This is a genomic window from Xanthomonas sp. WHRI 8393 (assembly GCF_040203315.1).
GTDB lineage: Bacteria > Pseudomonadota > Gammaproteobacteria > Xanthomonadales > Xanthomonadaceae > Xanthomonas > Xanthomonas arboricola.
In genome coordinates this window covers 341,262-359,373 of the sequence record NZ_JBEGGL010000002.1, presented here as the reverse complement: position 1 = coordinate 359,373, position 18,112 = coordinate 341,262, and the positions used below count along the sequence as shown (strand labels likewise).

Below are 18,112 nucleotides of genomic sequence, written 5' to 3'. Positions count from 1 at the left end.
GCCGGGAGTGGGGAATCGGGATTCGGGAATCGCAAAGGCGCGGTCCCGGAGACTGCGCTGACGCCTGACCGATGGCGATGCCGGGCGTGGAGTGGCACCCCAGGTGAACCGGCTGCGCAGGACTCTGCCGGCCGGCAAGTCTCAAAACGCAGTCCCGGCTATAATCTCCGGATTCAGCTCCACACGGATTCCGGCGATGCTCAACCAGATCAAACAAGACGCGCAGACGCGCATGACCAAGAGCATCGATGCTCTGCGCCATTCCCTGACCACCGTGCGCACCGGCCGCGCCTCTCCGGCGCTGCTGGACGGCATCAAGGTCAAGGCTTACGGCACCGACACCCCCCTCAACCAGGTCGCCAGCATCAGCGTCTCCGAAGGCCGCTCGCTGGTCATCAGCCTGTTCGACAAGGGAATGATCAAGGACGTGGAAAAGGCGATTTACGCCTCGGATCTGGGCCTGACCCCGACCGTGGTCGGCACCGTGATCCGTCTGAACCTGCCGCCGCTGACCGAGGAGCGCCGCAAGGAGCTCAGCAAGGCCGTGCATGGCGAGGGCGAAGACAGCAAGGTGGCCATCCGCAACATCCGTCGCGACGCCAATCAGCAGGTCAAGGACCTGCTCAAGGACAAGGCGGTCACCGAGGACGAGGCACGCAGCGCCGAAGACGACATCCAGAAGCTCACCGACAAGGCCATCAAGGATGTGGATGAGGTCGTCAAGGCCAAGGAACAGGAACTGATGACGGTCTGATCGTGGCATCGCCTGCCATGCATCCAGCACCTTCCGCTGCCGCCGTGCCGCGCCACATTGCCATCATCATGGATGGCAACGGGCGTTGGGCGCAGCGTCGGCGGCGTCCGCGCATGATCGGTCATCGCGCCGGCGCGCGCGCGGTCAATCGCACCATCGATTTCTGCCTGGAAAAAGGCGTCTCGGCGCTCACCCTGTTCGCGTTTTCCAGTGAAAACTGGGGCCGTCCGCAGGAGGAAGTCGATGCACTGATGAAGCTGTTCCTGCATGCGCTCGATCGCGAGGTCGACGAACTGCAGCGGCGCGGCGTGCAGGTGCGCTTCATCGGCGATCGCAGCCGTTTCGCGGCGCCATTGCGCGAGCGCATGGCTACCGCCGAGCGCATGACCGCCGCCAATGCGCGGCTGGTGCTGAGCATCGCCGCCAGCTATGGCGGCCGCCAGGACATTGCACTGGCCGCGCGGGCATTGGCCGAAGAAGTGGCCGCCGGCCGTCTGCAGCCGCAGCAGATCGACGAAGCGCTGCTGGCCAGCCGCGTTGCGCTGGCCGATCTGCCGGCGCCGGACCTGTTCATCCGCACCGGCGGCGACACCCGCATCAGCAATTTCCTGCTGTGGCAGCTGGCTTATACCGAACTGTGGTTCACCGAAACCCTGTGGCCGGAGTTCGATGCCGGCGTACTGCAGCAGGCACTGGATGACTATGCCGGGCGCGAACGTCGCTTCGGCCTGACCAGCGCCCAGATCGCCGACAAGGCGACGGAGAGCTCCTCCGCATGACCAAGACCCGCGTGATTGCCGCGCTGATCATGGCGCCGCTCGCCATCTGCGCGATCGTGCTGCTGCCCACGCAATGGCTGGCGGCGCTGGCGGCGGTCCTGTTCCTGACCGGCCTGTGGGAGTGGCTCAAGCTCTCCGGCATCGACGACAGCCTGCCGCGTACCGTGCTGCTGATGCTCAATCTGCTGCTGATGGTGCTGATGGTGTGGGCCTCGGCCGGCTCCATGGTGCTGTTCCAGATCGCCGCCCTGGTGGGGGTGGTCTGGTGGCTGCTGGCGTTGTTGTGGCTGCGCTTTTTCACCTTCGGTGCCGATCACGGCAACGGTCAGGCGCGCGCGCTCAAGCTCGCCGCCGGCACGTTGGCGGTCCTGCCGGCCTGGGCCGCGCTGGTGCTGCTGCACGCCAACCCGGACAAGGGCAACCTGTGGCTGCTGACCGCGCTGACCATGGTGTGGGCGGCCGATTCGGGCGCCTATTTCGCTGGCCGCGCGTTCGGCAAGCACAAGCTGGCGCCGCGGGTCAGCCCCAACAAGACCATCGAAGGCCTGCTCGGCGGCATGGTCGCCGGCATCGTGGTCGCCTGCGCATTCGGCTGGCTGGCCGGGCTGACCCTGGCGCATGTGCCGCAGCTGGTGCTGGTCTCGGCGGTGGCGGTGCTGGCCTCGGTGCTGGGCGATCTGTTCGAGAGCCTGCTCAAGCGCCACGCCGGCGCCAAGGACTCGGGTGCGGTGATTCCGGGCCATGGCGGCGTGCTGGATCGTATCGACGGCGTGCTCGCCGCCCTGCCGGTGTTCGCACTCGGCAAGGAAATTCTCGGATTCTAGGCATGGCTGGCTCCCCTCTCCGTCAGGTCGCCGTGTTCGGCGCCACCGGCTCGATCGGTGCGTCGGCACTGGATGTGATCGCCCGTCATCCGCAGCGGCTGCGCGCCAGCGTGCTGTCGGCCGGCAGCAAGGTCGACGAGCTGCTGGCGCTCTGCGTCACCCATCGCCCTGCGCACGCGGTGATCGCCGACCCATTCCTGTATCCGGCACTGCGCGACGGTCTGCGCGCGGCCGGATTGGCCACCCAGGCGCACGCCGGCTCCGACGCCCTGGACGCGCTGGCCGCCAGCGATGCGTGCGACACCGTGGTCGCGGCGATCGTGGGAGCGGCCGGCCTGCCCTCCACGCTGGCCGCGGCCCGCGCCGGCAAGCGCCTGCTGCTGGCCAACAAGGAATCGCTGGTACTGGCCGGCGAGCTGCTGACCCGTACCGCGGCGGCGGCCGGCGCCGAGATCATCCCGATCGACAGCGAACACAGCGCGATCTTCCAGTGCCTGCGGTCCTGCGACGCCAGTCGCGGCGTGCGCCGGGTGATCCTGACCGCGTCCGGCGGGCCGTTCCGCGGCTGGGACCGCGCCGCGCTGGGCGCCGTCACGCCCGCGCAGGCGGTCGCCCATCCCAAATGGTCGATGGGGCCGAAGATCTCGGTGGATTCGGCGACGCTGATGAACAAGGGCCTGGAAGTGATGGAAGCGCATCACCTGTTCGGCCTGCCCGGTGCGCAGATCGATGTACTGGTGCACCCGCAGAGCCTGGTGCACTCGCTGGTGGAATTCGTCGACGGCTCCACCCTTGCCCAGCTCGGCCTGCCGGACATGCGCACCACGCTGGCGGTCGGCCTGGCGTGGCCGGAGCGGGTCGAGTCCGGGGTTGCAGGGCTGGACCTGCTGACCCAAGGGCGGCTGGATTTCGAGGCGCCGGACACCGCCGCATTTCCGTGCCTGCGCCTGGCCTGGGAGGCGCTGGAGGCCGGTGGAACCGCCCCTGCGATCCTGAACGCGGCCAATGAAGTGGCTGTTTCAGCGTTTCTTCAGGGCCAGGTGGGTTTCCTAGCGATTCCCGCGTTGGTCGAACACACACTGGCAACGCTCCCACGGCACAATGCCGACTCCCTCGACACCCTGCTTTCTGCCGATGCGCAAGCGCGGCAGATCACCGAACGCGCCCTCGCCCATCACCGCCTTCATGCCTGATCGATTTACGCAGACGAGTTGCATCCATGGGTGATTTCATCGGTTCGGTCTGGTGGATGATCGTCAGCCTGGGCGTGTTGGTGACCTTCCACGAATTCGGCCACTTCTGGGTCGCGCGCCGCTGCGGCGTCAAGGTGCTGCGCTTTTCGGTGGGATTCGGCAAACCCCTGTGGATGCGGCGCGACCGTCACGGCACCGAGTTCGTAGTGGCGGCCATCCCGCTGGGCGGCTATGTCAGGATGCTCGACGAGCGCGAAGGCGACGTGCATCCGGCCGAGCAGGACCAGGCCTTCAACCGCAAGACGGTGTGGCAGCGCATCGCCATCGTGGCCGCCGGCCCGATCGCCAACCTGCTGCTGTGCATGGCGATGCTGTGGGCGATGTTCGTGGTCGGCAAACAGGATTACTCGGCCACCGTCGGCCGTGCCGATGGCCTGGCCGCCGAAGCCGGCCTGACCCCGGGCGAGCGCATCGTGCGCATCGATGGGCGCGATGTCAGCAGCTGGAGCGATGCCAGCATGCAGCTCACCACCGCAGCCATGGACAAGCGCGATATCCGCGTGCTGACCGCCACCGACGGCGCCGGCAACCGCGAGCACACGCTGCGGCTGTCGCAGCTGCCGGCCGGCTTTGACGAGCGCCGCGTGGCCTCGCTGGCCGGCATCGGCTGGCAGTTCATGCTACAGCCGCCGGTGGTGGGCCAGGTGGTCGCCGGCTCTGCGGCGCAGGGGCTGCTGCAGCCGGGCGACCGCATCGTGGCCATCGACGGCCAGCCGATCCGCTCGGCCGACGAGATTCCCGCCCAGCTGCAGGCACTGGGCGCGCAGGGCGGCACCGGCATGATCGAGGTCGCGCGCGGCGAAGACCGGCTGGCGCTGGAAATCGCCCCGCGCCGGTCGCCGCAGGGCCAGTGGCTGCTGGGCGTGGGATTTGCGGCAGCGCAGGCGCCGGCCTACGACAGCCGCCAGCAGTACGGCGTGTTCGCCGCGGTGCCGGCGGCGATCCGTGAAACCGGCCGGATGACCGCCGATTCGCTGGGCATGATGAAGCGCATGCTGACCGGCCAGGCCTCGGTCAAGAACATCTCCGGACCGGTCACGATCGCGCGTGCGGCCAACGCCTCGGCCGAACGCGGGCTCGACTGGTTCCTGTATTTCCTCGGATTGCTGTCGCTCAGCCTGGCGATCATCAACCTGATGCCGATCCCGATCTTGGACGGTGGGCATCTGCTGTATTACCTTATCGAGTTGGTCAAGGGCAGCCCGATCAGCGAACGGGCCATGATTGCCGGGCAATATGTCGGCCTGGCGGTCCTGGCCGGGCTGATGGGACTGGCGTTCTACAACGACATCCTCGGCCTGGTTCCACGATGAAGCTGCTCCACTCTTTCCGCCTGTTGTCGTCGTCATACGTCGGCATCCAGCAACACCCGAAATCGACTCCAACCGGATGTGACATGACGCGTCTTCCCACTCGCCGCCTGCTTGCCCTCGCTCTTGCCGCCGGCCTCAGCCTGCCAGTCGTTGCCCTGGCCGCAGAGCCGTTCGTTGCCAGCGACATCCGCGTCGACGGCCTGCAGCGCATCGCCTCCGGCACCGTGTTCACCTATCTGCCGGTGAACCGCGGCGACACCGTGGACGATGCCAAGGTCGCCGACTCGATCCGTGCGCTGTACCGCACCGGCTTCTTCGAGGACGTGCAGCTGGATCGCCAGGGCAACATCCTGGTGATCACCGTGAAGGAGCGTCCGGCGATCAACAAGCTCACCGTGACCGGCAACAAGGACATCAAGTCCGAGGAGCTGCTCAAGGGCCTGGGCGACATCGGCCTGACCGAAGGCGGCACCTTCGATCGCCTGAGCCTGGACCGCGTGACCCAGGAACTGACCCGCCAGTACAACAACCGCGGCAAGTACAACGTCGAGATCACCCCGACGGTGAGCCCGCTGGACCGTAACCGCGTGGATGTGGCGATCGCGATCAAGGAAGGCAAGGCGGCCAAGATCCGCCATGTCAACCTGATCGGCACCGAGAAGTTCGCCAACGAGGACATCCTGGAAAACTGGGAATCCAAGGAGCACAACTGGGCCTCGTGGTACCGCCGCGACGACCAGTACTCCAAGGAAAAGATGTCCGGCGACCTGGAGAAGCTCAACTCCTGGTACCTGGACCGCGGCTACGTGGACTTCAGCATCGACTCCACCCAGGTGTCGATCAGCCCCGACAAGCGCGACATGTTCGTCAGCGCCGGCGTCACCGAGGGCGAGCAGTACAAGATTTCCGAGATCAAGGTCACCGGCGACACCGTGCTGCCGCAGGCGGACATCGAGCGTCTGGTCATCCCCAAGGCCGGCGACATCTTCTCGCGTGCGCTGCTGGAGTACACCTCCGATGCGATCACCAACACGCTGAGCAACGTCGGTTACGCGTTCGCCAAGGTCAACCCGATCCCGACTCCGAACCGCGAGGACCGCACCGTTGCGGTGAACCTGCAGGTGGTGCCGGGACCGCGCGTGACCGTGCGCCGCATCCTGTACAAGGGCAATAGCCGCACCTCCGATGAGGTGTTGCGCCGCGAAATGCGCCAGTTCGAAAATACCTGGTACTCGCAGGCGGCGATCGACCGTTCCAAGATCCGTCTGCAGCGCCTGGGCTACTTCGAGAGCGTGGACGTGGAAACGCCGGCGGTGCCGGGCAGCAACGACCAGGTCGACGTGGTCTACAACGTCAAGGAAACCACCTCCGGCAGCTTCGTGTTCGGCCTGGGCTACTCGCAGAGCTTCGGTGTGACCACCTCGGTGCAGTTGTCGCAGAACAACTTCCTGGGCGGCGGCAACCGGGTGGCGGTGGAAGCCTCGCGCAGCAGCTACCAGCAGCGCTACGCGTTCTCCTATACCAACCCGTTCTTTACCGACGACGGCGTGTCGCTGGGCTACAACCTGTCGTGGCGCTCGCTGGACTACTCGGACTTCAACACCGCGCAGTACAACAGCAAGAATGGCTCGGCGCAGGTGGTGTTCGGCGTGCCGATCACCGAGAACGACACCGTCTCGGCGATGGTCGGCATCGACAGCAACCAGATCAACACGTTCCAGGGCCAGACCCCGCAGGCGATCATCGACTACATCGATGCGGTCGGCACGCGCACCTTCCATGCCTGGCGCACCGAGCTGGGTTGGGCACGCGACACCCGCAACGACTTCTTCATGCCGACCCGCGGCATGTACCAGCGCGTCGGCCTGGAGACCACCCTGCCCGGCTCCACGGTCGAGTACTACAAGCTCAACTACCAGATCTCCAACTATTGGCCGATCATCCCGGCGATCGTGTTGAACACCCGCTTCGAGCTGGGCTATGGCGACAGCTACGGCAATGACAGCACGCGCGTGGTGACCGACGCCAATGGCGTGTCGCGCACCATCACCGCCACCGGCCTGCCGTTCTACGAGAACTTCTACGCCGGCGGTACCAATTCGGTACGCGGCTTCGAAGACAACACGCTGGGTCCGCGTTCGGAACGGACGGTGAACTATTCGCGCGGCCAGCCGCTGGGTGGTTCGTTCAAGACCGTCGGTTCGGTGGAAATGTATTTCCCCAAGCTGTTCGACAGCCCGTCGGCACGCGTATCGGCGTTCTTCGACTTCGGTAACGTTTACGACGGCGTGGACAACTTCAAGGCCAACGAGCTGCGTGCGTCCACCGGCGTGGCGCTGTTGTGGCGCGCACCGGTCGGCCCCATCTCGATCAGCTACGCGTTCCCGCTGAAGAAGGAAGACAACGACGAGATCGAACGTCTGCAGTTCACCTTCGGCGGCCAGTTCTAACAGCCAACGGCAACAAAAAGGCGGCCCGCGCGTGCGGGCCGCCCGTGTATCGCAGGTGGGGTGTCGGCCGGTCAGAACCAGCTGTCGAACCAGGTGGACACGGTGTTGGACAGGCAGCTGGCGATGTCGCCGGCAGGCAGGCTGAGACACTGCAGCTGCTGCTCACCGATCGCCTTGCCCTGCTCGATATCGAAGGATTGGGCCGATGCACTCGCGACCGCGCCCATCATGACCAGACCACCAAGGATGGAAAGAACGGTTTTCATATGCTTGCTCCTGGATTCGCCGCTTGATTGCGACAGGACCCTAGATACGCAGGCTTTGTTGGGAACTGTTTAATGGTGTTTTTTCCCCGTTAAAGCGGCGCTCCCACATTTACAAGAGGTTCACCCCGATGCGCTTGACCGCCAGTGCAATTGCCGAACAATTTGGGTTGACCGTCGTTGGCGATGGCGCCGTCGAAGTCAGTGGCGTCGCCACCCTGGCGCATGCCGGCGCCAGGCAACTGAGCTTTTTGTCCAATCCGCGCTACCGGCCGCAACTGGGCCAGAGCCAGGCGGCCGTGGTGGTCCTGCGCGCCGACGATGCGGCGGATGCACGCGGCACCGCGCTGGTCGCCAAGGATCCCTATACCGCCTTTGCCAAGATCGCGGCCTTGTTCGATGTGGCGCCGGTGCGCGAACCGGGGATCCACCCTTCCGCGGTGATCGATCCCAGCGCACAGGTTTCGCCGAACGCCCACGTCGGCCCGTTCGTCAGCATCGGTGCGCGCAGCCGCGTGGGCGATGGCTGCGTGATCGGCACCGGCAGCATCATCGGCGAAGACTGCGTGGTCGAGGACGGCAGCGAGCTGCTCGCCCGCGTCACCCTGGTCACCCGGGTGCGCCTGGGCAAGCGCGTGCGTATCCATCCCGGTGCGGTAATCGGTGCCGACGGCTTCGGCCTGGCGATGGATGCCGGGCACTGGATCAAGGTCCCGCAACTGGGCGGCGTGGTGATCGGCGACGACTGCGAGATCGGCGCCAACACCTGCATCGACCGCGGTGCACTGGAAGACACCGTGCTGGAAGAAGACGTGCGCGTGGATAACCTGGTGCAGATCGCGCACAACTGCCACATCGGCGCGCATAGCGCCATCGCCGGCTGTACCGGGATCGCCGGCAGCGCCAAGATCGGTCGTTACTGCCTGCTCGGCGGGCATGTCGGCGTGGTCGGGCATCTGGAGATCTGCGACAAGGTGGTGATCACCGGCAAGTCGGTAGTGCGCAATTCCATCCATGAGCCGGGCGAGTATTCGTCCGGCACCCCTCTCACCGACAATCGCACGTGGCGCAAGAATGCCGCGCGCTTCAAACAACTCGATGTGCTGGCAAGGCGCATCCTGGCTGTGGGCAAGGAGAAAGAATGAGTCACCCCACTTACGAGCTGCCGATCGACGTCAACCAGATCCAGACGCTGATCCCGCACCGCTATCCGTTCCTGCTGATCGACCGGGTCATCGAGCTCGACCTGGATGCCAAGCGCATCGTCGGGCAGAAGAACGTCAGCATCAACGAGCCATTTTTTCAGGGCCATTTCCCCACCCGCCCGGTGATGCCCGGCGTGCTGATCATCGAGGCACTGGCGCAGGCCGGCGGCGTGATGACCCAGCTCGGCCTGGGGCGCGACGCGCTGTCCAAGCTGTTCTACATGGTCAAGGTCGACAACGCCCGCTTCAACAAGCAGGTGGTGCCGGGCGACGTGCTGATGCTGGAAGTGCAGATGAAGCGCCTGATCCGCAACATGGGATGCTATTACGGCGAGGCCAAGGTCAACGGCGAAGTCGTGGCCAGTGCCGAAGTCATGTGCGCCGGCGCCAAGGAATAACCGTTTTGGAGGTGAGACACGATGCGTGATCAAGCACCCTTGATTCATCCCACCGCCGTCATCGATCCGTCGGCGCAACTGGCCAGCGATGTGCGCGTGGGCGCGTTTTCACTGATCGGCGCCGATGTGCAGATCGATGCGGGCACCGAGGTGGGGCCGCATTGCTCGATCCACGGCCCGACCCGGATCGGCCGCAACAACCGCTTCATCGGCCACGCCGCGATCGGCGGCGAACCGCAGGACAAGAAGTACGCCGGCGAGCGCACCGAGCTGGTGATCGGCGACGGCAACGTGATCCGCGAATTCGTCACCATCAATCGCGGCACTGGTGGCGGCGGTGGCATCACCGTTGTTGGCAACGACAACTGGATGCTGGCCTACACCCACGTGGCGCACGACTGCCATGTCGGCAACCACTGCGTGTTCTCCAACAACACCACGCTGGCCGGCCATGTCACCGTGGGCGACTACGTGATCATCAGCGGCTTTGCCGGCGCGCATCAGTTCTGCCGGATCGGCGCGCACGCCTTCCTGGGCATGGGCGCGCTGACCAACGGCGACGTGCCGCCGTTCACCATGGTCGGCAGCGAATCGCTGGGCCGCCCGCGCGGCATCAACAGCGAAGGGCTCAAGCGGCGCGGCTTCGATGCCGAGCGCATCACTGCGATCAAGCGCGCCTACCGCACGCTGTACGTCGCCGGCCTGCCGCTGGCCGAAGCCAAACTGCAACTGGCCGAACAGGCCAAGAGCAGCGAAGACGTGCGCGGGCTACTCGAGTTCATCGAGGCGGCGGAAAGGCCGTTGTTGCGATGAAGGCCGGGATTCGGGATTCGGGATTGGGGATGCAAAGCGTCCACACCACACCGGGCGAAGTCGTGCACGACGCGCTGGCCAATCCCCAATCCCCAATCCCCAATCTCCGCTCTCCACGCATCGCGCTGATCGCCGGCGAAGCCTCCGGCGACATCCTGGGTGCGGGCCTGATCGAACATCTGCGGCGCCGCTATCCGGGCGCTGAATTCGTCGGCATCGGTGGCGATGCGATGCGTGGTGCCGGCTGCCAGACCTGGTTCGATGCCAGCGAACTGGCGGTGATGGGGCTGACCGAAGTGCTGCAGCATCTGCCGCGGCTGTTGAAGCTGCGCCGGGCCTTCCGCGAGCGGGTGCTGGCGTGGAAGCCGGACGTGTTCATCGGCATCGACGCACCCGATTTCAATCTGTCGGTCGAGCGCTGGCTCAAGCAGCGCGGCGTGCGTACCGTGCATTACGTCAGCCCGTCGGTCTGGGCCTGGCGCGAGAAGCGTGCGGAAAAGATCGGCGCCAGCGCCGACTTGGTGCTGTGCCTGTTTCCGATGGAACCGCCGATCTATGCCAGGCACGGCATCGATGCGCGCTTTGTCGGCCACCCGATGGCCGACGACATCGCCTACCAGGCCGATCGCGCAGCCGCGCGCGCCAAGCTGGGCCTGTCCGCGTCCAGCACCGTGCTGGCGGTGTTGCCCGGCAGCCGGCATGGCGAAATCAGCAAGCTCGGCGATACCTTCTTCCAGGCCGCCTGGCTGGTGTCCGAGCACCTGCCCAACCTGCACGTGCTGGTTCCCGCGGCCAACCCCGGCTGCAAGCAGCTGCTGGCCGAACAATTGTCGCGGTCGTCGCTGCCGGTGCTGCGTTCGCACCTGCTCGATGGCCAGGCGCGCACCGCGATGCTGGCCGCCGACGTGGTGCTGCTGGCGTCGGGCACCGCCACGCTGGAGGCGATGCTGGTCAAGCGCCCGATGGTGGTCGGCTACAAGGTCGCCCCGCTCACCTACCGCATCGTCAAGACGCTGGGCCTGCTCAAAGTCAACCGCTACGCGCTGCCGAACATCCTGGCCAACGACGATCTCGCCCCCGAGCTGATGCAGGACGACTGCACCCCGGAACGGCTGTGCGTGGCCCTGCTGGACTGGTTCAAGCACCCGGAAAAGGTCGCCGCCCTGCAACCGCGCTATCTCGCCCTGCACGCCGAACTGCGCCGCGACGCATCGGCACGCGCAGCCGATGCGGTGGCTGGGCTGCTGGAGGGCCGGGATTCGGGAGTGGGGATTGCGGATTCGGCAGGAGCAAAGGCATGAAGATCATCGCTGCGGGCGCTCAAGCCGAGGCGCGCCAGTCGCCCTTGTTCGGCCAATCCCAAATCCCGAATGCCGAATCCCGGCGTTTGATTGCCGGTGTCGACGAAGCGGGCCGCGGCCCGCTTGCCGGGCCGGTGGCGGTGGCGGCGGTGGTGTTCGACCCGAGCAAGCCGCGCATCAACGGGCTGGACGATTCCAAGCAGCTGAGCGCGCAGCGGCGCGAGCAGTTGTATGCGCGCATCGTCGAGCGGGCGCTGGCGTGGTCGGTGGTGCTGATCGACAGCGAGGAGATCGACCGCATCAACATCTACCAGGCGACCATGCTGGGCATGCGGCGTGCGGTGGAGGGCGTGTCGCATGTGGCCGGGTTTGCGCGCATCGACGGCAACCGGGTGCCCAAGGGCCTGCCCTGCCCGGCCGAGGCCTTGATCGGCGGCGATGCGCTCGATCGCGCCATCATGGCCGCCTCGATCGTGGCCAAGGTCACCCGCGACCGCCTGATGCACGCCCTGCACGCCCAGCATCCGGAATACCGCTTCGACCAGCACAAGGGCTACGCCACGCCGGTGCATCTGGCCGCGCTGCGCAGCCACGGACCCTGCCCGCAGCACCGCCGCAGCTTCGCCCCGGTGCGGCGTGCGTTGGGCATCGAGGCGACGCAGTCGCCGTGGGACGTGCCCTGCGCGGCCCCGGCCGATGACCTGCTGCTGGCCGACTGACCGACCGCCCTCCAGGTGAACCTGGAACGGTAATGGCGTCCTCCCATCGCTTGGCGCGCATGCCGCCGCTGCGGCCATGGCCTGGAGCGTCGCGTCCCGCATACGCAGCCCCGCACGCCTGCCGATCCGCGCAATCGCCACCGTCGCGCTGCGCGCAGCTAGCCAAAGCCTGAATCGGCCGCACCGCCCAGCCCCCGTGGCAGCTGGCCGCGGCCCTGCGCCGGCGCTGTCAAGCCTTGTTCGACCCGACCACGCTCGCTACCCTGACCACGCATTATTCCGGTCTCGCATGTCCACTTCCCGCTTCGTCCATCTGCACGTCCACACCGAGTTCTCGCTGGCGGATTCCACCATCCGTGTGCCCGAGAAACCGGATCAGGCTGACCCGAAAAAGGCCAAGCAGGCCAACCTGCTGAGCCGCGCGGTCGAACTCGACATGCCCGCGCTGGCGGTCACCGACCTCAACAACCTGTTCGCGCTGGTCAAGTTCTACAAGGCCGCCGAAGGCGTGGGCATCAAGCCGATCGCCGGCGCCGACGTGATGATCGCCACCCCGGACATGACGCCCTGGCGCATGACCCTGCTATGCCGGGACCGCGAAGGCTACCTGAGCCTGTCGCGCCTGCTGACCCGCGCCTGGATGGAAGGCCACCGCCCCGAAGGCGGCGTGGCGATCCACCCGGAGTGGCTGCAGAGCGGCCACGCCAACCTGTTCGCCCTGGCCGGGCGCGACAGCCTGGCCGGGCGCCTGTTCGGCGAGGGCCGCGCCGACCTGGCCGAGCAGCAACTGGCCGACTGGCAGCGCGTGTTCGGCGATGGCCTGCACCTGGAACTGACCCGCACCGGGCGCGAGGGCGAGGAACGCTTCAACCAGTTCGCGCTGCATGCGGCCGGTGTGCGCGGCCTGCCGGTGGTGGCCAGCAACGATGTGCGCTTCCTGTACGCCAGCGACTTCAATGCCCACGAGGCGCGGGTGTGCATTTCCTCCGGCCGCGTGCTCGACGATCCCAAACGTCCGCGCGAGTACAGCGACCAGCAGTACCTGAAGTCCGGCGACGAAATGGCCGCGCTGTTCGCCGACGTGCCCGACGCGATCGACAACACGCTGGCGCTGGCACAGCGCTGCAACATCGAGATGCGCCTGGGTACCTACTTCCTGCCCGCCTACCCGGTGCCGGAAGACGAGACGCTGGACAGCTGGATCCGCAGCCAGTCGCGCGCGGGCCTGGCCGCACGCCTGGAAAAGAACCCGATCGCGCCCGGCAAGACCCGCCAGGACTATGTCGACCGGCTGGAATTCGAGCTGGACACCATCATCAAGATGGGCTTTCCCGGCTACTTCCTGATCGTGGCCGACTTCATCCAGTGGGGCAAGAACCAGGGCATTCCGATCGGCCCGGGCCGCGGTTCCGGTGCCGGCTCGCTGGTGGCCTGGGCGCTGCAGATCACCGATCTGGATCCGCTGCCGTACAACCTGCTGTTCGAGCGCTTCCTCAACCCGGAACGCGTGTCGATGCCCGACTTCGACATCGACTTCTGCATGGATCGCCGCGACGAGGTGATCGACTACGTGGCGCGCAAGTACGGCCGCGACCGGGTCAGCCAGATCATCACCTACGGCACCATGGCGGCCAAGGCGGTGGTGCGCGACGCCGGGCGCGTGCTCGGCTTCAGCTACGGTCTGGTCGACAGCGTCGCCAAGCTGATCCCCAACATCCTGGGCATCACGCTCAAGGATGCGATGGGCGAAGGCAAGGACTCGGAGATGGCCTCGCCGGACCTGATCCAGCGCTATCAGGTCGAGGACGACGTGCGCGACCTGATGGATCTGGCCCGTCAGCTCGAGGACCTCACCCGCAACGCCGGCAAGCACGCCGGCGGCGTGGTGATCGCGCCCGAGCCGCTCTCCGAGTTCTGCCCGCTGTTCGCCGAACACGACCAAGACGGACGCGGCAAGAACCAGGTCACCCAGTTCGACAAGGACGACGTCGAAGCGGTCGGCCTGGTCAAGTTCGACTTCCTCGGCCTGCGCACGCTGACCATCATCGATTGGGCGGTCAAGGCGATCAACGTGCGCCACGCACGCGCCGGCATCGACCCGGTCGACATCAGCGCCATTCCGCTCGACGATGCCCCCACCTACAAGGGCGTATTCGCCTCGGGCAATACCGGCGCGGTGTTCCAGTTCGAATCCTCGGGCATGCGCCGCCTGCTCAAGGACGCGCGCCCGGACCGTTTCGAAGACCTGATCGCGCTGGTGTCGCTGTACCGCCCCGGCCCGATGGACCTGATCCCGGACTTCAACGCGCGTAAGCACGGCCAGCAGGAGATCGTCTACCCGGATCCGCGCACCGAAGTCATCCTCAAGGACACCTACGGCATCATGGTGTACCAGGAGCAGGTGATGCAGATGGCGCAGATCGTCGGCGATTATTCGCTGGGCGGCGCCGACCTGCTGCGCCGCGCGATGGGCAAGAAGGTGCCGGCCGAAATGGCCAAGCACCGCGAGATCTTCCGCGAAGGCGCGGCCAAGGGCGGAGTGAGCGCGGCCAAGGCCGACGAAATCTTCGACCTGATGGAGAAGTTCGCCGGCTACGGCTTCAACAAGTCGCACGCCGCCGCCTACGCGCTGGTCAGCTACCAGACCGCCTGGCTGAAACGGCATTACCCGGCCGAATTCATGGCCGCGACGCTGTCCTCGGACATGGACAACACCGACAAGGTGGTGGGCTTTCTCGACGAGGTGCGCAATCTTGGCCTGACCGTCAAGCCGCCGCGCGTCAACGAGTCGGCCTACATGTTCGAGGCCGCCAGCCCGGACACCATCCAGTACGGCCTGGGCGCGATCAAGGGCGTCGGCCAGGGCGCCTGCGAGGCGATCGTCGAAGAACGCCAGCGCGGCGGCCCCTACACCACCTTGCTGGATTTCTGCACGCGCGTGGGCACCGCCAAGCTCAACCGGCGCACGCTGGAAGCGATGATCAACGCCGGCGCGATGGACGGGCTGGGCAAGAACCGCGCCTCGCTGATGCTGCAGCTGCCGGAAGTGGTCAAGGCCACCGAGCAGCTGGCGCGCGAACGCGCCTCGGGCCAGAACTCGCTGTTCGGCGGGCCGGACCCGAGCGCGCCGGCGCTGCGTCTGGACCTGCCCGAAAGCAAGGAATGGCCGCTGGGCCAGTTGCTCACCGGCGAGCGCGAAACGCTGGGCTTCTATCTCAGCGGTCACCCGTTCGACCCGCACCGCGACGAAGTGCGCGAGCTGGTCGGCTGCGACCTGGGCGCGCTGGAGAAGATCCTCGCCTCGCAACAACGCGGCGGTGGCGGCGGTGGCGATGGCGAGAAACGCGCCTGGCGCCCGGAAGTCAGCGCGATCCTGGCCGGCCAGGTGATCGGCGTGCGGCGCAAGGGCGACAGCCAGGTATTCGTGCAGCTCGAAGACGGCCGTGGCCGGGTCGAATGCAGCGCTTTCTCCGATGCGATGGCCGAGTTCGGGCATCTGCTCACTCGCGACCGCATCCTGATCGTCAAGGGCGGCCTGCGCGAGGACGAATTCAACGGCGGCTACAGCCTGCGCATCCGCCAATGCTGGGACTACGAGCAGATCTGCGCCGACCACGCACAGCGCCTGTCGCTGCGCCTGGACCTGCGCGAGAAACAGGCCTGGAAGCGCATCGACGCGCTGCTGGCCAAGCACCGCCCCGGCAAGACCCCCCTGCGCCTGGACCTGCTGCTGCGCGCCCCGACCGGCGGCGTGGCCGGCATGCTCGACCTCAACGGCAGCCACTCGGTGCGGATCGACCAGCAGCTGATGGACAACCTGCGCGCCGATCCCGCGGTGCGGACCTTGAAGATCAAGTACAGCCCTCCATGGGCTTGAGGGGCGGGGATTGGACATTCGGGATTCGGGGTTGGCAACAGCAGCCCGGACGCAGCAGCGCCGCTGTTGCCAATCCCGAATCCCCACTCCCGAATCCCTGCCGTGCATCCGAACGGCCCCGTACGGGTCGAAGGCAGCGCTTCAGCTACACTCCCCGCCTTACGTCGACGACACCACTGCATGAATCCTAACTACCTCGACTTCGAGCAACCCATCGCCGATCTGGAAGCAAAGATCCAGGAACTGCGCAAGGCCAGCACCGGTCCTGCAGTCAACGTGGACACCGAGGTGCGCGCGCTGCGCGACAAGCTGCGCGTGCGTACCGCACAGATCTTCCGCGACCTGTCGGCCTGGCAGGTCTCGCAGCTGGCGCGCCACCCGCAGCGCCCGTACACGCTGGACTACATCAACACCATCTGCGACGAATTCCAGGAACTGGCCGGCGACCGCGCCTATGCCGACGACAAGGCGATCGTCGGTGGCCTGGGCCGTATCGATGGCCGCGCGGTGGTGATCATCGGCCACCAGAAGGGCCGCGACACCAAGAGCAAGGTTGCCCGCAATTTCGGCATGCCGCGCCCGGAGGGCTACCGCAAGGCGCTGCGCCTGATGAAGCTGGCCGAGCGCTTCCGCCTGCCGTTGCTGACCTTCATCGACACCCCGGGCGCCTATCCGGGCATCGGCGCCGAAGAGCGCGGCCAGTCCGAAGCGATCGCGCGCAACCTGCTGGAGATGGCCGAACTGAAGATCCCGGTGATCTGCACCGTGATCGGCGAAGGCGGCTCCGGCGGCGCGCTGGCGATCGGCGTGGGCGACCGCACCTTGATGCTGGAATACGGCACCTATTCGGTGATTTCGCCCGAAGGCTGCGCCTCGATCCTGTGGAAGGACGCGGCCAAGGCCAAGGACGCGGCCGAGCAGCTCGGCTTGACCGCCAAGCGCCTGAAAGGCCTGGGCCTGGTCGACAAGGTGATCCGCGAACCCACCGGCGGTGCGCACCGCAATCCCGAGCAGATGGGCAAGCGCCTCAAGGCGGTGCTGCTCAACGAGCTGGAAGCGCTGGAAAAGCTGCCGGTTGAGGGCCTGCTGCAGCGTCGTTACGAGCGCCTGCGCAGCTACGGCGCCTACGAAGGCAACTGATCGGAGGTCTGCCGGGGCGATGGTGCTGCACGCAGCATTGCCAGCCAGCAAGACGATTGCCCACCATGGAAGGACCTGTTCAGATATGAGCCCGCTACTTCTGCTGTCGCTGGTATTGCAGGCCGCCTGCTGCGTACACGTGGTGCGCAGCGGCCGCCCCTTGTACTGGATCTTCATCCTGCTGGCGTTTTCGTTGCTGGCGGTCCTGGTCTACGTGTGCGTGGCGGTGATCCCGGACCTGCGCAACGACCCGACGGCGCGCCGTGGCCTGCGCAAGGTGCGTCAGCGCATCGATCCGCAACGCGAACAACGCGACGCATCGCGCCAGCTGGATGTGGCCGACACCCCCGAGAATCGCCGTCGCCTCGCGCAGACGCTGCTGGAACAGGGTGACTACGCGCGTGCCGCCGAGCTGTATCAGGGCGCGCTGCGCGGCATCTACCAGGACGATCCGGACCTGATGCTGGGCCTGGCCAAGGCCCAATACGGGCTGGGCCAGGCCGCAGACACACGCAAGACGTTGGACGCGTTGATCGCGGCCAATCCGAATTTCCGTTCGCACGACGGGCACCTGCTGTACGCACGCGCAGTCGAAGACAGCGGCAGCATCGACGAGGCGCTGCACGAGTACGAGACGCTTGCGCAAGGCTATCCGGGCGAAGAAGCACGCGTGCGTTATGCGCAGCTGTTGTTGCGCGCCGCGCGCCCGCAAGACGCCAGGGCCGTCTTCGAGCAGGTGCTGCGCCACGCAGCCGCCTCCCCCAAGCATTACCAGCGCGAGCAGCGCGCCTGGATCGACCTGGCGCGCAAGGGACTGAGCGAGCTCGGTGCCCAGGCGTGATCTCCGCCTGACGCGATACTCAAGCGGCGAAACACGGATGGTGAGAGCACCGTGTTCCCAGAAGACTGGTACGCAACGATAGAGTGCCGCGATGCCCAGAAAGCCTGGGATGGCGGCAAGCCTGAAGGCCCGGATCGATCACCTGCTGCAATCGTCGATGCAGCCGTTTCGCAATCGCGCCC

At 66.5% G+C, this 18,112-nt stretch carries 15 protein-coding genes; 14 read left to right on the top strand and 1 reads right to left on the bottom strand.

What is annotated here, in order from left to right:
• Positions 1 to 196: 196 nt before the first annotated feature.
• From frr to bamA, 6 genes are all read left to right on the top strand, one after another.
• Entirely contained in the window at positions 197 to 754 is a 558-nt protein-coding gene (gene frr / locus ABQ137_RS07465; RefSeq protein ID WP_016902392.1) for a ribosome recycling factor, read from the top strand.
• Between the two features lie 17 nt (positions 755 to 771).
• Positions 772 to 1,533, top strand: coding sequence for a polyprenyl diphosphate synthase (gene uppS / locus ABQ137_RS07460; protein ID WP_026064296.1), 762 nt, complete (start codon positions 772 to 774; stop codon positions 1,531 to 1,533).
• Positions 1,530 to 2,357, top strand: coding sequence for a phosphatidate cytidylyltransferase (locus tag ABQ137_RS07455; RefSeq protein WP_046342166.1), 828 nt, complete (start codon positions 1,530 to 1,532; stop codon positions 2,355 to 2,357). Before uppS ends, ABQ137_RS07455 begins: the two co-directional genes overlap by 4 nt.
• Before the next feature lie 2 nt (positions 2,358 to 2,359).
• Complete coding sequence (locus ABQ137_RS07450) at positions 2,360 to 3,550, top strand: 1-deoxy-D-xylulose-5-phosphate reductoisomerase (RefSeq protein WP_349781793.1); 1,191 nt, start codon at positions 2,360 to 2,362, stop codon at positions 3,548 to 3,550.
• Between the two features lie 26 nt (positions 3,551 to 3,576).
• Entirely contained in the window at positions 3,577 to 4,923 is a 1,347-nt protein-coding gene (gene rseP / locus ABQ137_RS07445) for an RIP metalloprotease RseP (RefSeq protein ID WP_039528268.1), read from the top strand.
• An 83-nt stretch (positions 4,924 to 5,006) separates the two neighbouring features.
• The gene (bamA, locus tag ABQ137_RS07440; RefSeq protein ID WP_024940379.1) at positions 5,007 to 7,373 is read left to right on the top strand and encodes an outer membrane protein assembly factor BamA; all 2,367 of its coding nucleotides are present in this window, start codon (positions 5,007 to 5,009) and stop codon (positions 7,371 to 7,373) included.
• A 71-nt stretch (positions 7,374 to 7,444) separates the two neighbouring features.
• On the opposite strand, the gene ABQ137_RS07435 is transcribed toward bamA, so the two are convergent.
• Complete coding sequence (locus tag ABQ137_RS07435) at positions 7,445 to 7,639, bottom strand: hypothetical protein (protein WP_046342163.1); 195 nt, start codon at positions 7,637 to 7,639, stop codon at positions 7,445 to 7,447.
• A 128-nt stretch (positions 7,640 to 7,767) separates the two neighbouring features.
• On the opposite strand from ABQ137_RS07435, the gene lpxD reads away from it, so the two are divergent.
• The 8 genes from lpxD (at position 7,768) to ABQ137_RS07395 (ending at position 17,930) form a co-directional block, all read left to right on the top strand.
• Complete coding sequence (lpxD, locus tag ABQ137_RS07430) at positions 7,768 to 8,781, top strand: UDP-3-O-(3-hydroxymyristoyl)glucosamine N-acyltransferase (RefSeq protein ID WP_349781790.1); 1,014 nt, start codon at positions 7,768 to 7,770, stop codon at positions 8,779 to 8,781.
• Complete coding sequence (gene fabZ / locus ABQ137_RS07425) at positions 8,778 to 9,239, top strand: 3-hydroxyacyl-ACP dehydratase FabZ (protein ID WP_016902400.1); 462 nt, start codon at positions 8,778 to 8,780, stop codon at positions 9,237 to 9,239. Before lpxD ends, fabZ begins: the two co-directional genes overlap by 4 nt.
• A 21-nt stretch (positions 9,240 to 9,260) precedes the next feature.
• Positions 9,261 to 10,052 (top strand): acyl-ACP--UDP-N-acetylglucosamine O-acyltransferase, encoded by a 792-nt coding sequence (lpxA, locus tag ABQ137_RS07420; RefSeq protein ID WP_054591616.1) that lies wholly within the window; start codon positions 9,261 to 9,263, stop codon positions 10,050 to 10,052.
• A 29-nt stretch (positions 10,053 to 10,081) separates the two neighbouring features.
• Positions 10,082 to 11,353, top strand: coding sequence for a lipid-A-disaccharide synthase (gene lpxB / locus ABQ137_RS07415; protein WP_349781788.1), 1,272 nt, complete (start codon positions 10,082 to 10,084; stop codon positions 11,351 to 11,353).
• Entirely contained in the window at positions 11,350 to 12,072 is a 723-nt protein-coding gene (gene rnhB / locus ABQ137_RS07410) for a ribonuclease HII (protein WP_349781786.1), read from the top strand. Before lpxB ends, rnhB begins: the two co-directional genes overlap by 4 nt.
• A gap of 289 nt (positions 12,073 to 12,361) precedes the next feature.
• Positions 12,362 to 15,949: a DNA polymerase III subunit alpha gene (gene dnaE / locus ABQ137_RS07405; RefSeq protein WP_065031798.1), complete on the top strand. Its 3,588-nt coding sequence runs from the start codon at positions 12,362 to 12,364 to the stop codon at positions 15,947 to 15,949.
• 180 nt (positions 15,950 to 16,129) lie between these two features.
• Entirely contained in the window at positions 16,130 to 17,089 is a 960-nt protein-coding gene (locus tag ABQ137_RS07400; RefSeq protein ID WP_016902405.1) for an acetyl-CoA carboxylase carboxyltransferase subunit alpha, read from the top strand.
• 85 nt (positions 17,090 to 17,174) lie between these two features.
• On the top strand, positions 17,175 to 17,930 hold the full coding sequence (locus tag ABQ137_RS07395) for a tetratricopeptide repeat protein (protein ID WP_046342159.1): 756 nt from the start codon (positions 17,175 to 17,177) through the stop codon (positions 17,928 to 17,930).
• The last annotated feature ends 182 nt before the right edge of the window (positions 17,931 to 18,112 follow it).

Excerpts from the sequence above, each read along its gene's own strand:
- frr (WP_016902392.1), top strand. The coding sequence starts at position 197 with ATGCTCAACCAGATCAAACAAGACGCGCAGACGCGCATGACCAAGAGC.
- uppS (WP_026064296.1), top strand. The coding sequence starts at position 772 with ATGCATCCAGCACCTTCCGCTGCCGCCGTGCCGCGCCACATTGCCATC.
- ABQ137_RS07455 (WP_046342166.1), top strand. The coding sequence starts at position 1,530 with ATGACCAAGACCCGCGTGATTGCCGCGCTGATCATGGCGCCGCTCGCC.
- ABQ137_RS07450 (WP_349781793.1), top strand. The coding sequence starts at position 2,360 with ATGGCTGGCTCCCCTCTCCGTCAGGTCGCCGTGTTCGGCGCCACCGGC.
- rseP (WP_039528268.1), top strand. The coding sequence starts at position 3,577 with ATGGGTGATTTCATCGGTTCGGTCTGGTGGATGATCGTCAGCCTGGGC.
- bamA (WP_024940379.1), top strand. The coding sequence starts at position 5,007 with ATGACGCGTCTTCCCACTCGCCGCCTGCTTGCCCTCGCTCTTGCCGCC.
- ABQ137_RS07435 (WP_046342163.1), bottom strand. The coding sequence starts at position 7,639 with ATGAAAACCGTTCTTTCCATCCTTGGTGGTCTGGTCATGATGGGCGCG.
- lpxD (WP_349781790.1), top strand. The coding sequence starts at position 7,768 with ATGCGCTTGACCGCCAGTGCAATTGCCGAACAATTTGGGTTGACCGTC.
- fabZ (WP_016902400.1), top strand. The coding sequence starts at position 8,778 with ATGAGTCACCCCACTTACGAGCTGCCGATCGACGTCAACCAGATCCAG.
- lpxA (WP_054591616.1), top strand. The coding sequence starts at position 9,261 with ATGCGTGATCAAGCACCCTTGATTCATCCCACCGCCGTCATCGATCCG.
- lpxB (WP_349781788.1), top strand. The coding sequence starts at position 10,082 with ATGCAAAGCGTCCACACCACACCGGGCGAAGTCGTGCACGACGCGCTG.
- rnhB (WP_349781786.1), top strand. The coding sequence starts at position 11,350 with ATGAAGATCATCGCTGCGGGCGCTCAAGCCGAGGCGCGCCAGTCGCCC.
- dnaE (WP_065031798.1), top strand. The coding sequence starts at position 12,362 with ATGTCCACTTCCCGCTTCGTCCATCTGCACGTCCACACCGAGTTCTCG.
- ABQ137_RS07400 (WP_016902405.1), top strand. The coding sequence starts at position 16,130 with ATGAATCCTAACTACCTCGACTTCGAGCAACCCATCGCCGATCTGGAA.
- ABQ137_RS07395 (WP_046342159.1), top strand. The coding sequence starts at position 17,175 with ATGAGCCCGCTACTTCTGCTGTCGCTGGTATTGCAGGCCGCCTGCTGC.